This is a genomic window from Clostridioides sp. LIBA-6622 (assembly GCF_056716095.1).
In genome coordinates this window covers 1,973,746-1,988,155 of record NZ_CP196998.1, presented here as the reverse complement: position 1 = coordinate 1,988,155, position 14,410 = coordinate 1,973,746, and the positions used below count along the sequence as shown (strand labels likewise).

The window sequence follows — 14,410 nt, the reverse complement described above, 5'->3', positions numbered from 1 at the left end:
CTATTTTTATAATTTCTACCATTATACAACAGCCAAGCAAATGTCACAAGAAAGTTATCAAAACACTACTTCTATGTTAATAAGAACAAAAGAATTCATAAAAATGAATTCTTTTACATATAATCTTAATTAGTATTTTTATATAATATTAAATCTACCCTTCTTTAATTATCAAAATTTAAAATTTATTTTGCACTATTCTTTGTAAATAATCCAGTAAATTTATACATCCAAAATGCATTCACAAATAACAATAGACTTGTTGAAAAAAATACTGTTCTAATGCCTAAATGAGCTGAAATTTGTCCACCTAAAAAAGCTCCTGATGAACAACCTATATACTGAGCGGATGCATTATACCCAAATATTTTTCCCACAAATTCTTCTGGTGCAATTTTTTTTAATAAACTATTTACAGAAGGATTAAGCCCTGCCACTGATAATCCTAATAAAAACCTTAACAACATCAACTGCCATGCAGTTCTTACAAAAGCTTGCGGTATAAATATAACTCCTGCCCATAAAAGTGAAATTAGTAATACCTTTTGAGGTCCTATTTTGTCTGACATTTTTCCAAGCTTTTGAGCTGCTAGTAAGTTTGCTAATCCTGATGCAGAAAATGTTAAACCCGCTATTAATGCTACATTTGATGCGAAATTTGTAAGTTGTGATATATATATTGTTATAATTGGCTCTATAGAATATAATGCTAATTGAGTAATAAATGTAGTTACAAAAATTGATGCAATTAAAAACTTGTTTGGCAATGGCTTTAATGGCTCTTCAGGTACAGGAATTGACTTTGGTGTCTCTTTAGGTCTAAAATTATCTACTACAAATAAAATAGATATGATAAATGATATAAATAATAATCCTCCTGTTATAATAAATACACTTTTAAGCCCTAAAATTGATTCTATATACCCTCCTACTGTTGGTCCAATTAAAGAACCTGTAGTTGATGCTGTTGCAAGTGTACCTAAGGCCCAACCAGAGTGATTTTTATCTGTCTGAGTTGCAATCAGTGTAGTACATGCAGTAGCATAACCTGTAAAAACACCTTGAAGAATCCTTAATCCTAATAGCTGATAAACATTTTGTACAAATGCCATGGTAAATATCACTATTCCCATACCAATACTTGCACGTAGAAGCATTGATTTTCTTCCATATTTATCAGCAGCTTTCCCTCAAATCGGTGAAAAAAATGCTGCTACTACAAAAGTACATCCAAAAATTATACCTGAATACTGTTGTATTAAACCTACATCAGTTACACCCAACTGTTTAATATATAGTGGAAGTATAGGTGCTATTTGGCTCATACCTATAGAACTAAAGAACATCCCTATCCAACATACATATAAATTTCTTTTCCACAATTCCATATAGAACTACACCCCCTATATTTTATTTTTTTTTGACAACACTATAATTTGATTACCTTATACTATTAATTATAAAGTTAAGAAAAGCCAATTTCTATGGATAATTAGAAAAAACAATTTTTTTTATTCATTTGTATCTATTCCAAAAATAAATTTCAAATTTTTAAAAATTTACTTACGACAAAATTTTTCTTCATGTATAATCCTAATATAAATAAATTACACTTGGAGGTAAATGAATATGCCACAAAATAAAAAAGAAAGTTTAATATTTACAGTACTTATGTGTGCTTTTATGGTATTTTTTATGAGTGTTTATAATATTTCTATACATGATAAATTCTCATTAGATACCTTTAAAAGTGCATGGTTAGATTTCCCAACCACATATGTTATAGCTATGATTTTTGACTGGTTTATTGTCTCTAATATTGCAAAAAAAGTAGCATTTCGTATTATAAATCAAGATGCCAAACAAATTATAAAAGCTATTGTTATATCCAGTTGTATGGTCTGTGGAATGGTTATATGTATGTCTTTATTTGGAGCTATTAAATCAATTGGTAGTCCTAATACACTTATAAGTATATGGATTATAAATATAGCCAACAATTTTATTGTTGCATTACCACTACAACTATTAATTGCAGGGCCATTAGTTAGATTTATTTTTAGAACATTATTTCCAGAAGGTACAATTGTTGAAGTGGTAAACCCTTAAAATAAATAAAGGTATAAAGAGTTATTGTACTCTCTATACCTTTTATTACTTCAAATTGAAATTATACTTATTTCCAGCACTATATATAAAAATTATATCTATTCTACATTAAATATTTAAAATATAATTTATTCAATGTATCCATCTTTTCTCTTATAATATTGTTTTGGAATCTCATAACTAGAAAATAATAATGGAGATAAGGAATATGAGTAACTTCCAGCATTACTAATCGAAATCAAATCTCCTATATTTGCTTTTTTCAATTTAACATTATTTGCTATTACATCTAATGAAGTACAAAGATTTCCAACAACATTTACATACTCTTCTTCTTTCACATTATTTAATACTGAAAGAGAAAATGCATGATTTGATGTATATAATGGTTCTTGACCTTCTAATTCTACTCCACAACTAACTTTTTCAACTAGATTAGAAATAATAGGTCTCATAAACCCATTAAGTCCATTTTTTACAATAAGATATTTTTTCCCTCTAGAAACTTTAATGTCTACAATTTTAACATAATAATTACCTGATTTACAAACTATGAAACGTCCTGATTCTATAAGAAGCCTTGCCTTCAATGTATTTGAATTAGTTAGGGCAATCTTTTCAGTTAATTTTGAAAGTTCTTTAAGATTAAGTGGATTATCTCTAAGGTTATCGTACACTACCCCGAGCCCACTGCCAAAATTTATGAATTCAATATTAATATATTTATTTTTATTTAGGTTTAAAGCTATAAGAAAACATTTTTCATAATAGTATCCTAACTTTTCAAAATCCAATACTTGAGATTTAATATGTATATGAATTCCAACTACAGATATATAATCACAGATGCTTAACATCTTAAAAACGTGGTCAATATCTTCTATATCAATACCAAATTTACTTGATATAGCATTATCATTATCCATGTTAAAATCAGGATTTATTCTGATTCCTATTTTAGTTTTCTTATTATTTTTCTTTGAGATTTTATTTATAAGTTCTATTTCTGTAATACTATCTGCAATAATTATACATTTATCTAAAACAGTTTCTATGTCAGATTCTGTTTTACCTGGTGATGAATAATATATATCCTCTTTATCAGCACCACATTCTGATGAAAGTATTACCTCATTAATTGATGCAGCATCTGCTCCAAAATCTTGTGCTACAATACTTCTCACAATTTTATTGTATGGATTTGTTTTTATAGAATATAAAAAATCAAAACCTAAGATATTATTTTTTAGTTCTTTACACTTTTCAATTACATTGCTCTCATCATATACGTAACAAGGTGCATGTTCTTCTATAAATCGAATTTCTTTATTTAAGCACATATTTTTACCTCCAAAACTATGAATGTATTCATAAATTAGATAACTCTATTCTTATAATATATTTTACTATAGATTATAAGAATTAAATACTCATATATTTAATTACTTAGGAGTCTTTATATTGTCAGTTCTTTATACTATAAATAATTCTCTTTAGCAAAAAGACATAATTTAAAAGTATTGTTTTAATATTATCTATAAAACTATAATTATTTTTCTTTAGTTTTTGAATAATTTATTTCAAATTTATTACAAGTTTAAAAAGCATATTGTTGTTAATGTATTCTCATAGTATCCTAAAACTATATTAAACTTTAAAAATGTGAGGTTCTCTATGAAATTCTTAATGGTTTTTTTAGTATATTTTTTGATGTATATTTTACTTGTGCGTATTGGGAAAAAACTTAATAAAGTATACCCATACAAAAATCATATTTTTACATGGATGATTTTAATTTTATTATCATTCTACATAGTTACAAATATAGCTGTTTTTTTCAAATCACTTATCTAATACTATTATTTTAAGATATTATAATAAAATAAACTTCATTCTTGTAGCCTGTCTTTAAAAGTGTTTTGTACAAACATTACTATAGAATTAAAAACTATTTTAAAATACTGTGGAGGTGTCAATATGGAAGTATGTATTCTTATGGGAAGTCCTAAGAAAAAAGGTAATACTGCTGCTATTCTAAAACCTTTTGTTGAGGAATTAGAAAATTATAATGCAAATATTGAAGTAATATGGTTATATGATTGTAAAATAGAACCTTGTATTGCCTGTAAGACATGTCAGAAAAATTTTTCTGAATTTGGATGTTATCATGAAGATGATGTTCAAAAAATTTTCAATAAAATTCTTATGTGTGATTTAATTATTTTTGCAACTCCAATTTATTCTTGGTACTGCACTTCGCCAATGAAATCATTACTTGATAGATTGGTGTATGGAATGAACAAATACTATGGTGATGAAAAAGGACCTGCATTATGGGCAGGAAAATCATTAGCACTTATTACAACATGTGGATATAAACCTGAAAAAGGTGCTGATATTTGGGAAAACGGTATTAAGCGATATTGTAAACATTCTCAGTTAAAATATATAGGAATGCTTGTCGAGCGTGACTTAGGTAAACCTAATTTCATGGATACAGAGAAAGAAGAACATTCTCGTCAATTCGCAAAACAAATTTATAATGTTTTAGATAATTCATCTAAAGCAGATAACTGTTAGGTACATAATGCTATAAGTAAAATATTTATAGTACAAATAAAGCTTATATAATTTAAAATTTATATAAGCTTTATTTTCATATTTTATTCTCCAAGTGTTATATTATTTATACCATTATTTTTAACTTCAATAACTGGATGTCCATTTCCTAAAATATAGTCTTTAGACCAACCATCTGGTAACTTATTTAATCCATCTCCAATCAACTTCAAGTGTAAATTTGATGGTTCTTTTTTCAAGTTTAATTTAAAGATTCCATCAAAGTTATCTTTTCCATCTTTTCCAAATAAACTTATATCTCCACTTATGTTTGTAGCTGTTACATCTACAATCCCATCGTTGACTCTAAACTTTATTTCAGATGATATAGTTTCAGCTGTTACACCTGAAATACCATCATTAGTATTTATATTAAAAGGGTATGTTACACTGCTATCGACAATTTTTGCAATTCCATCATTAACATTAACCGTAGCTCCACCTTTAATATTATAAATTTCTACTGTTCCTCTTTCAACGTCTACATTAAAATTAGAATACTCTTTATCAGGAATTCCAATCCTTATAACATTTACCATTTTATCTTTATTTGAATTTATCATATTATCACCATTCATATCTTGTGAAGGTCCATCTTGCTTATCTATTTTTTTCTTAGCACTTACAAGCAATTTGCCATCCTTTACATTCTTAGAAGAGCTCTCTTTATTCACAGAAAAAGTACAATTTTTTTCATTAGTTACACTTACATAGTCAAATTCAAATTTATTAGTGTTTACCTTTTCAACAACTACACCTAAATTATCTGTTTCTATAGATACTTCAGACACTTCATTCCCTTCAATTGAAGTTAAATGTTTTACAATATTTGGATTTATGTTCATATCATTATATTCCACTATGTCTAGACATTGTTTGTATGTATTAGCATCAATTCCTCCAACTTTTGTTATACTTTTAGCTCCTTTTAAAATCCCTTTGTTACTTCCATCAGCAACTAAAACGATTGGTTTTTCTTTAGCTAGAGGAGATAGTGTCAGCGCATCTACTAATTGATAACCCTTTGTTATGTAAAAATCAGTTGCTCCATTATAAAACTTCTCTATCACTTTTTTATTAGTTTCAAACCTATCATTTCCACCAATTCTAGTTGCGCTAGTTTTCTTTACTAATTCTTCACTTATTGCAGACTTGCCTCCTATTGCGTATACATTTAATCCTTCAGTGCTAAATGGAATTGATTTACCATCTGTAAGTATTATGGCTCCTTTGTTTTTTGCAGTTACAGGAGCTACACTCATAGCATCAGCCTCTCCTACAAATCCATTTGTTAGCATGACTTCTTTTACCTTACTTACTTCATTTATTTTTTTTGCAACATTGTAACTAGTTTCAATTCTATTATTTCCATCTATTCTTTCGACTTCAATACCTTTGTTTTTTATATCTTTTACTACTGAATTTTCAATAGTATTGTGACCACCAATTATATATACTTTTTTTACAGTATTCAATTTCTTATTGTCTAGTCTGTTTGAAGTAGCTTTTGGTATTTCATTTTTTTTAGTTAAAAGTATGGGTGCATTAATAGCTCCAGCTAATCCACTTGATGAAAGACCATCAGATAAGCTTTTATCTCCATTGACTAATATTACAGTATCATACTTCTGCTTGTCTGCTATAAGTCCTGCTGTTTCATATCTATCATTTCCTATTATTGAATCTTCTTTAAACTGTGCATTTACAGTTAGACTATTAAAAAGAAACATGGTCAAAGCCAAAGTTGATATGCCTATTTTTTTACTGAATTTTTTGAATTTTTTATTCATAATCTCTACTATTTCCCCCCTATAAATTAAATTCTTTAATTTACTTATAAATCTATCCTCTTATTTACAAATTATAACATAATTTTATAATAACACATCTATTTTTCTAAAATTATCAGTCATTTTATATCAATTATTCTATCTTATTCATTATAAAATTTATTGGATATAATACAAAACTCAAATTTATAATTAAGATTTTATAAGTCTTTAGAGGTACTTTTATTTATTTTTAGTAATTAATTGGTAGTAAAATTAATTTCATCTTACTTCCTAACTAATATTTATACGGTTTTTATCAACATCTTACCACCATCAAACACATATTCAACTAGATTATTCTCATATAAGTATGTTATATAAGAACGTATTGTACTTCCAACTAATACATATTGATTTGCATCAAGTTTTACACTATACAAATCACACATTTTTTCAATAACCTCATCAATCATAATTGCTTCACAACAAACTTTTTTAATATTATCTATTATTTCTTCCATCTTATTTTTATTAACATCTATTAAATTTTTTATATCTGTAGTTTTAACAGAATGACTTGGAACAAAGAAATCTGCTTCTAAAGTTCTCATTTTCTCTAATGTCTTAAATTGTGACTCTATATCTAATAGGAAGAAAAAATGATATTTAGTAATTATATTTTCTGGTGTAAGACTATCTGCAACAAACAAAACATTATCTGGAGTTCTAATACCAATCATTTCGAAATAATGACCTGGAAGAGAAATAGCTTCAAGTTCTGTGTCTACAATTTTTCCATTTGAAGGTATAATATAATCAACTTCACTTTCTTTTGCTAATAAAAACTTATTCTTCAATGCTTTACTTGGATAACCTCCATACAAGAATGCTGACTCAAGTATTGGATTTTCTGTAAAATATCCTTCCATTTTAGTTGTAGCAATTTTACATTTTGTTTGATTCTTCAAATATGCATTTCCTCCTATATGGTCTGCATTTGAATGAGTGTTTATTATTAATTTAGGATTTAAAGTATGCTCCTCTAATAATCTTAGAATTTGTCTAGCAGTATCTTTGTTATTTCCACTATCAATTAAAATTGCATCATTACCATCTACATATACACCTACTATTGTAGGGAGTGGAATATAATATGTGTTTCCTTTTATATGTTCTAGAGTTAATTTAGCCATTTTATAACCTCCCTTTAAATTTATTTTTAATTATAGCACTAATTTTCAGAAAATTCCAATCAAATTATTTTTATAATATATTTTTATTTTTTTTATTAAAAATTGGAAAAACTATATAATATATATTATAATCTATATATAAGGAGTGATGTTATTGAAAAAAGATAGAATAACTTTTTCAGAAATTTTAATATTAATTGTAGGCTGTATATTAATGGCAATTTCTCTTAACATGTTTTTTAACCCACATGCAATTGCTGCTGGTGGTATAACAGGGCTTGGAGTTGTTTTAAACTCATTATTTGGTGTAGAACTTTGGATTGTCAATTTAATTTTAAATATTCCATTGTTCATATTCGCTTACAGGATACTTTCAAAGAAAGATTGCTTTAAAACAGTTTTAGGAATAATCTTTCTTACTATAGCACTTAAACTTACTGCAAATATGGCTACACTAGATATCACAAATGATATGTATCTTGCAATTATATCTGGTTCTATTTTAATGGGAGTTGGTCAAGGTCTTATTTTTAGAATAAATGGCTCTACAGGTGGAACTGATTTAATGGCACTCCTACTAAATAAATATTTTCCTACATTTAGTATACCTGTTTTGATGGGTATTGTTGACTGCGTTGTGGTAGTTCTATCAGGTATAGTAAATAGACAGGTTGAAATTGCACTTTATTCAACTGTAGCTTTATACATTTTAGTAAAAGTTAGTGACTTACTTATTGAAGGATTTAATTATTCAAAATCATTTACTATCATATCTGACCTTTCAAAAGACATAAGTAAAAAAATAATGGAAGATTTAGATAGAGGTGCAACTATTCTAAAAGGTGAAGGTGCTTATACTGGAGAAAATAAGAATGTACTCTTAGTAGTGGTTGAAAAGAAAGAAGTTGTCGAATTAAAAAAATTAGTAAAAAATGTCGACCCTAATGCATTTATTATAATTACAGATATACATGAAGCTTTGGGTAACGGATTTAAAAAAATAGAATAAGTACAAAACAAATGGCAGGCATAATTAACATATATAGACATAGCTTTTTATGTGTTAATTATGTCTGCTTTTAAACTTCTTTTTTATCTTATTATCAATAATTGGTACTGGAATTACCATTCCAATTAGACTAATTACAATATTTATCAAGCTTAAATATTCAGGACTTATTTTTATAAATATCTTATTGAAAAAAATAACAATTACTAAAATAATGCCTGTAATAATCCATACATTTGCCCCATAACTATGTGCATAATCCCAAGCCTCTTCAGATTTCATTGAAGCTTTAGTTCTATATCCATGAAATTTATTTATATCTTTTGGAGCTCTATATTTATATAAAATTCCTATTAAGATAATCGTTATTGGTATTATAATATCAATAATCCAAAATATTTCCATTATAAGTACCTCCAGACTTTATATAGATTTTTCTAGCTATATTTGAACTTAAATATAACATTCTAAAATTTCATAATTATTGTCCTTAATTATATCATCTACTCTATTTTTTAACAATTAAATTTGAATCTAATTGTATAATATGACAGTTTATTTTAAATCATATGATAGCAATTTATTTAAATCATAAAATATTTACATAATTATATAATAAATAGTTTATATATATAGCCAAATCGGTCTAAATATGTATATAATAGATCTAATATAATTCTTACACTTATAGCTACCAATAAAATTTAAAATACAAAAAGGAGAACTAAAAATGAGTGTTAGTTTACAAAAAGGACAAAGAGTAAGTTTAGTAAAAGACAATAATCCTGTAAAAAATGTGATTGTAGGGTTAGGATGGGATATGAATAAAATAGGTAGAAAAAATTATGACCTAGATGCATTTGCAATAGCATTAACTAATCAAGATAAAATGAATTCTAAGAGTGATTTAGTTTATTTTGGGAATCTTAAACATCCTTCTAAAGCTATTATACACACTGGAGATAACTTAACTGGAAGAGGTGAAGGTGATGATGAACAGATAATGGTTAATTTAGATGATATTCCAGAATATGTACATAAGATAGTTTTTGGAGTCTCTATATTCAAAGCTAACAAAAGAAATCAAGATTTTGGTCAAATGAATAATTCTTTTATAAGACTAATTGATGCAAATTCTAAGCAAGAACTATTTAAGTATAACCTTCAAGAAGATTTTTCTGGTAAAGTTACTGTTTTGGCGGGCGAAATTTATCGTAGAAACGGAGAATGGAAATTTAGTGCTTTAGGTATTGGTCAAAATGAAGAACTTCGTGAATTAAGTAATATATATAGTTAATAATAATTACAATAAAAAATTTATAAAAAGGAGTTGTTTTAAATGGGTATAACTTTGGCAAAAGGACAAAAAGTGAGTTTAACAAAAACTAATCCTGGTCTTAAAAAAGTAGTAGTAGGATTAGGATGGGATACTAATAAGTATGATGGTGGTTTTGATTTCGATTTAGATGCTTCTGCATTTTTAACTGGTGCTGACGGAAAAGTTACAAATGATGGAGATTTTATATTCTACAATAATTTAAAACATGCTTCTGGAGCAGTTGAATATATGGGTGATAATAGAACAGGTGTTGGTGATGGTGATGATGAACAAATAAATGTAGACTTATCTAAAATACCACAGAACATTGCTAAAATATCATTTACGGTTACTATAAATGAGGCTGTAACAAGAAGACAAAATTTTGGACAGGTTGAAAATTCATATATAAGAATCTACAATGAAGAAACTAATGAAGAGCTTATTAAATATGAATTAGGTGAAGATTTTAGTATAGAAACAGCAATAGTAGTTGCAGAATTGTATAGACACAATGAAGAATGGAAATTCAATGCATTAGGTTCTGGTTTTGAAGATGGTCTTGCAGGATTATGTGGAAACTTTGGCGTTAATTTAGGCTAATATCAATTTAAAATAGTAAAGATATTTACTAGTACAATATCAAATAAAAAGAAGGGTATATTAATATACTCTTCTTTTTATTTGATATTGTATTTTTAGTATATTATAAAACATTCATTTTTTTATTCTTTTTTCTCATTTGCTTTTTTCCAAAATCTACTGAAATATCAAAAAACGATGAAATATTTTCTGTAAAAAATTTGTTTTTATGAAATGCAATATCAAATGTCCTCTGTAAATTGATACCCTCAATATCACAAGACCATAAAAGATGTTTTTTTAAATAATCTTCAACAAGTAATTCAGATATAACTGCAATACCAAAATTATCTACAACTGCCCTTAATATAGCTTCAGAATTATAACATGACCATCTAATATTCATCGGTATTTTCAATTCTTTTAATTGATTTTCTAGCTGTGCTCTTGTGCCACTTCCCAACTCACGCATAATTAGTGGTTGATTTGAAAGCTCTGAAACATTTATGTAATCTCTTTTGTAAAATTCATGCTTATTAGAACATATAAGCACAAGGTTGTCATTAATAATACTTTTTGTAATAATATCTGGATGTTTTATTTTACCTTCTACAATTGCAATATCTAATTCACTATTAAGTAGTTTCTTTGCAATCAACCTTGTATCCTCTACAAATACTTCTGGCTCTATCAAAGGGTTTACCTTATATAATTCTAATATTATTGGGCTTATTACGCATGTTCCAACGGTTACTGTAGCTCCAACTCTTATACGTATGTTTTTTGCACAGTGTTTCATGCAATCATTCATTTCTTCATTTATAGCCAAAAGATGCCTTCCATATCCAAGAAGCTTTTTACCTGCTTCTGTTAAGTATAATTTTTTTGAAATTCTATCAAATAACTTAACTCCATACTCTTTTTCTATTTCTGAAATAGCTTGGCTAACTGATGACTGTGTAATATACATGTTTCTTGCTACTTCACTCATTTTACCACATTCGGCAACCTTAACAAATATCTCAAGACTGCGAATAGTCATATTATCACAACCTTAGCAAACATTAGTAAATACTTATGATTTTATTAATATTTTAGTATTTTACAAATGTATTGTCAAGAATTATAATTTTAGCATAGAGTTATAAAAGAGATTGGAGTGTGATATATTGTGAAAGTATTGATTATAGGTGGAGTTGCTGCTGGAACAAAGACTGCTGCAAAAATAAAACGTGAAATGGGTGATAACTGCTCTGTTACAATCCTAAATAAAGGTGAAGATATTTCTTACGCTGGTTGTGGTCTACCATACTATGTTGGCAATATAATTAAGGATAAATCATCTTTAATTGTCAATACACCTGAAAGTTTTTCGAAGCTAACAGGAGCAGAAGTTCGTTGTGGAGTTGAAGTTACATCTATTGATAGAAATACAAAACAAGTAAATTTGAAAACGATTTCAACAGGAGAAGAAGAAAATTTAAGCTATGACAAACTTGTAATTGCTACAGGAGCAGACCCAATAAAACCACCAATACCTGGCATTGACTTATCTGGAGTATTTTTTATGCGCACTCCAAATGATGCTATAACATTAAGAGATTCTATTGGAAATGATGTTAAGAGAGCTGTTGTTATTGGAGGCGGTTTTATTGGTCTTGAAATCGCTGAAAACCTTTCTGCAATGGGCATACGTGTAAGTGTCATTGATATGGCCAAACATGTCATGCCAGGATTTGATACTGACTTTGCAGAATATGTTGAAAATCATATGGCTGATAAAGGTATCATGATTTTTACAGGGGACCAAGTTGTAGGTATTGAAGGTCAAAATAAAGTTGAAAAACTTCGTACTAAAAATAGAGTCATTAAAACAGATTTAGTAGTTATGTCAGTTGGAATTCGCCCTAACACAAACTTTCTAAAAGATACGGGATTGGAATTTGCTCTAAATAAAACACTTATTGCAGATGAATATATGCTTACAAATGATAAAGATATATATGTAGTTGGGGATTGTGCATTTGTAAAAAATGCTTTAACAAATAAACCTACATGGTCACCTATGGGCTCATCTGCAAATCATGAAGGTAGGATTTGTGCACAAAATATATCTGGTAAATCTAAAACTTATAAGGGTGCTCTTGGAACAACAATAGTAAAATTACCTGAGCTTAATGCAGGAAAAACAGGTCTAAGCAAAGAAACTGCTGAAAAAGAAGGTTATAGTGTTTGTTCTGTAACTATAGCTACTGATGACAAAGCACACTATTATCCAGGTGCTTCTAATTTTATTATAAGAATGGTTGCTGAAAAAGATACTAGAAAATTATTAGGTGTTCAAGTTATGGGACCTGGAGCTGTTGATAAAATAGTAGATATCTCTGCCACTGCAATAACTTTAGGAGCTGACCTTTATTCATTAGAAAGTATGGACCTTGCATATGCACCACCTTTTTCAACTGCTATTCATCCATTTGTAGTAGCAGTAAATGTTTTACAAAACAAACTTAATGGAGAACTTGATAGTGTTTTACTTGATGAAATAGAAGACTTTGACAGTTGGACTAAAATAGATGTTTCAAAAGCTCCTTCTATTCCTAGTTTACGTTATCTTCCTGTTGGTGAGATTAATGGAGAAATTGAAGGCCTTTCTAAAGATGAAAAAATTCTTCTTATATGTGCAAAAGGTAAAAATAGCTATATGGCTCAAAATCGTTTAAGACGCTTTGGCTATACAAATACGAAAGTTCTTGAAGGTGGAATACTATTTTATCCAAATCTTAAGGTAATGGAGGAGTAATTATGAGTAATATTACAGCAGAACAAAAAAAAGAATTAAAAGGTAGAGGTTTTTTACCAAGCAGAGATGGAGAACATTTTGCAGCACGTATAATAACTGTAAATGGAGTAATAAATACATCACAGGCAAAAAAAATTGCAGAAGCTGCTGAAAAATTTGGAAATGGTCAGTTAGCATTTACTACTAGATTAACAGTAGAGTTACCTGGTGTAAAATTTGAAGATATTGAAGCTTTGAGTGAATTTATTGCTAGTGAAAATCTAATCACAGGTGGAACTGGCTCAAGAGTTCGTCCTGTCGTAGCTTGTAAAGGTACTGTTTGTGTTCATGGGTTGACTGATACACAGGCACTAGCTGCTGAAATACATCAGGAATTTTACAAAGATTGGTATGATGTAAAGCTACCTCATAAATTTAAAATTGGTGTTGGAGGATGCCCTAACAATTGTATTAAACCAGACTTAAACGACCTTGGAATTGTTGGTCAATGTGTACCTGATTATGACTCTGAACTTTGTGTTGGTTGTAAAAAATGTGCGGTCATGGAGGTCTGTCCTGTCAAAGCAGCTAAATTAACAGATGAGGGTAAACTTGAAATAGATAGTAATTTATGTAATAATTGTGGGAAATGTATAGACAGTTGTAATTTTGACAGTATTGAAGAAAAAGAATCTGGCTATAAAGTATATATAGGAGGAAAATGGGGTAAATCTGTTCGTCCTGGAACACAAATTGATAGATTATTTTCAAAACAAGAACTTATGACTTTAATTGAAAAAGCAATTCTTTTGTTTAGGGAACAAGGTAAAACAGGTGAACGTTTTGGAATAACAATTGACAGAATTGGTGTTGATAAATTTATAGAAATGCTTTTATCAGATGATGTTTTAGAAAGAAAAGAAGACATACTTGATGCTCCTCTACATCTTAAAGGTGGAGCTTTATGCTAACAATAAATATTTTAATTGTATAAATGTCACTAACATATATAATTTAGTTAAGAAC

The 14,410-nt window shown here is 28.1% G+C and carries 14 protein-coding genes; 7 read left to right on the top strand and 7 right to left on the bottom strand.

Annotation, left to right across the window (positions count from 1 at the left end; translation table 11 throughout):
- Positions 1–185 precede the first annotated feature (185 nt).
- Positions 186–1,157, bottom strand: coding sequence for an MFS transporter (locus tag ACTG47_RS09630; RefSeq protein ID WP_479926994.1), 972 nt, complete (start codon positions 1,155–1,157; stop codon positions 186–188).
- A 33-nt stretch (positions 1,158–1,190) separates the two neighbouring features.
- Positions 1,191–1,388 carry a multidrug transporter gene (locus tag ACTG47_RS09625; RefSeq protein ID WP_479926993.1) on the bottom strand — a complete coding sequence of 66 codons (198 nt, stop codon included), beginning with the start codon at positions 1,386–1,388 and terminating at the stop codon, positions 1,191–1,193.
- A gap of 241 nt (positions 1,389–1,629) precedes the next feature.
- Here ACTG47_RS09625 and ACTG47_RS09620 point away from each other — a divergent pair, with 241 nt between their 5' ends.
- A complete protein-coding gene (locus ACTG47_RS09620; RefSeq protein WP_479926992.1) occupies positions 1,630–2,109 on the top strand; it encodes a DUF2798 domain-containing protein in 480 nt (159 codons plus the stop codon).
- A 128-nt stretch (positions 2,110–2,237) separates the two neighbouring features.
- Here the strand turns inward: ACTG47_RS09620 and ACTG47_RS09615 are convergent, their stop codons facing one another.
- The gene (locus tag ACTG47_RS09615; protein ID WP_479926991.1) at positions 2,238–3,449 is read right to left on the bottom strand and encodes a diaminopimelate decarboxylase family protein; all 1,212 of its coding nucleotides are present in this window, start codon (positions 3,447–3,449) and stop codon (positions 2,238–2,240) included.
- 637 nt (positions 3,450–4,086) lie between these two features.
- Between ACTG47_RS09615 and ACTG47_RS09610 the strand changes: the two genes are divergently transcribed.
- Positions 4,087–4,689, top strand: coding sequence for a flavodoxin family protein (locus ACTG47_RS09610; protein WP_479926990.1), 603 nt, complete (start codon positions 4,087–4,089; stop codon positions 4,687–4,689).
- 83 nt (positions 4,690–4,772) lie between these two features.
- On the opposite strand, the gene ACTG47_RS09605 is transcribed toward ACTG47_RS09610, so the two are convergent.
- Together ACTG47_RS09605 and ACTG47_RS09600 are read right to left on the bottom strand one after the other, a co-directional pair.
- A complete protein-coding gene (locus tag ACTG47_RS09605; protein ID WP_479926989.1) occupies positions 4,773–6,518 on the bottom strand; it encodes a cell wall-binding repeat-containing protein in 1,746 nt (581 codons plus the stop codon).
- A 284-nt stretch (positions 6,519–6,802) separates the two neighbouring features.
- Positions 6,803–7,693, bottom strand: a complete 891-nt coding sequence (locus ACTG47_RS09600) for an MBL fold metallo-hydrolase (protein WP_479926988.1) — start codon at positions 7,691–7,693, stop codon at positions 6,803–6,805.
- A 148-nt stretch (positions 7,694–7,841) separates the two neighbouring features.
- Between ACTG47_RS09600 and ACTG47_RS09595 the strand changes: the two genes are divergently transcribed.
- Positions 7,842–8,702: a YitT family protein gene (locus ACTG47_RS09595; protein ID WP_169466757.1), complete on the top strand. Its 861-nt coding sequence runs from the start codon at positions 7,842–7,844 to the stop codon at positions 8,700–8,702.
- Between the two features lie 54 nt (positions 8,703–8,756).
- Here ACTG47_RS09595 and ACTG47_RS09590 read toward each other — a convergent pair whose 3' ends face one another.
- Positions 8,757–9,107 (bottom strand): SdpI family protein, encoded by a 351-nt coding sequence (locus tag ACTG47_RS09590; RefSeq protein WP_479926987.1) that lies wholly within the window; start codon positions 9,105–9,107, stop codon positions 8,757–8,759.
- A 325-nt stretch (positions 9,108–9,432) separates the two neighbouring features.
- Between ACTG47_RS09590 and ACTG47_RS09585 the strand changes: the two genes are divergently transcribed.
- Entirely contained in the window at positions 9,433–9,999 is a 567-nt protein-coding gene (locus ACTG47_RS09585; RefSeq protein WP_479926986.1) for a TerD family protein, read from the top strand.
- Positions 10,000–10,041: 42 nt separating this feature from the next.
- Entirely contained in the window at positions 10,042–10,623 is a 582-nt protein-coding gene (locus ACTG47_RS09580) for a TerD family protein (RefSeq protein ID WP_169466750.1), read from the top strand.
- A gap of 103 nt (positions 10,624–10,726) precedes the next feature.
- On the opposite strand, the gene ACTG47_RS09575 is transcribed toward ACTG47_RS09580, so the two are convergent.
- Positions 10,727–11,644 carry a LysR substrate-binding domain-containing protein gene (locus ACTG47_RS09575; protein WP_479926985.1) on the bottom strand — a complete coding sequence of 306 codons (918 nt, stop codon included), beginning with the start codon at positions 11,642–11,644 and terminating at the stop codon, positions 10,727–10,729.
- Between the two features lie 129 nt (positions 11,645–11,773).
- Between ACTG47_RS09575 and ACTG47_RS09570 the strand changes: the two genes are divergently transcribed.
- On the top strand, positions 11,774–13,405 hold the full coding sequence (locus tag ACTG47_RS09570; RefSeq protein WP_479926984.1) for an FAD-dependent oxidoreductase: 1,632 nt from the start codon (positions 11,774–11,776) through the stop codon (positions 13,403–13,405).
- A 2-nt stretch (positions 13,406–13,407) separates the two neighbouring features.
- Positions 13,408–14,355: a (4Fe-4S)-binding protein gene (locus ACTG47_RS09565; RefSeq protein WP_479926983.1), complete on the top strand. Its 948-nt coding sequence runs from the start codon at positions 13,408–13,410 to the stop codon at positions 14,353–14,355.
- The last annotated feature ends 55 nt before the right edge of the window (positions 14,356–14,410 follow it).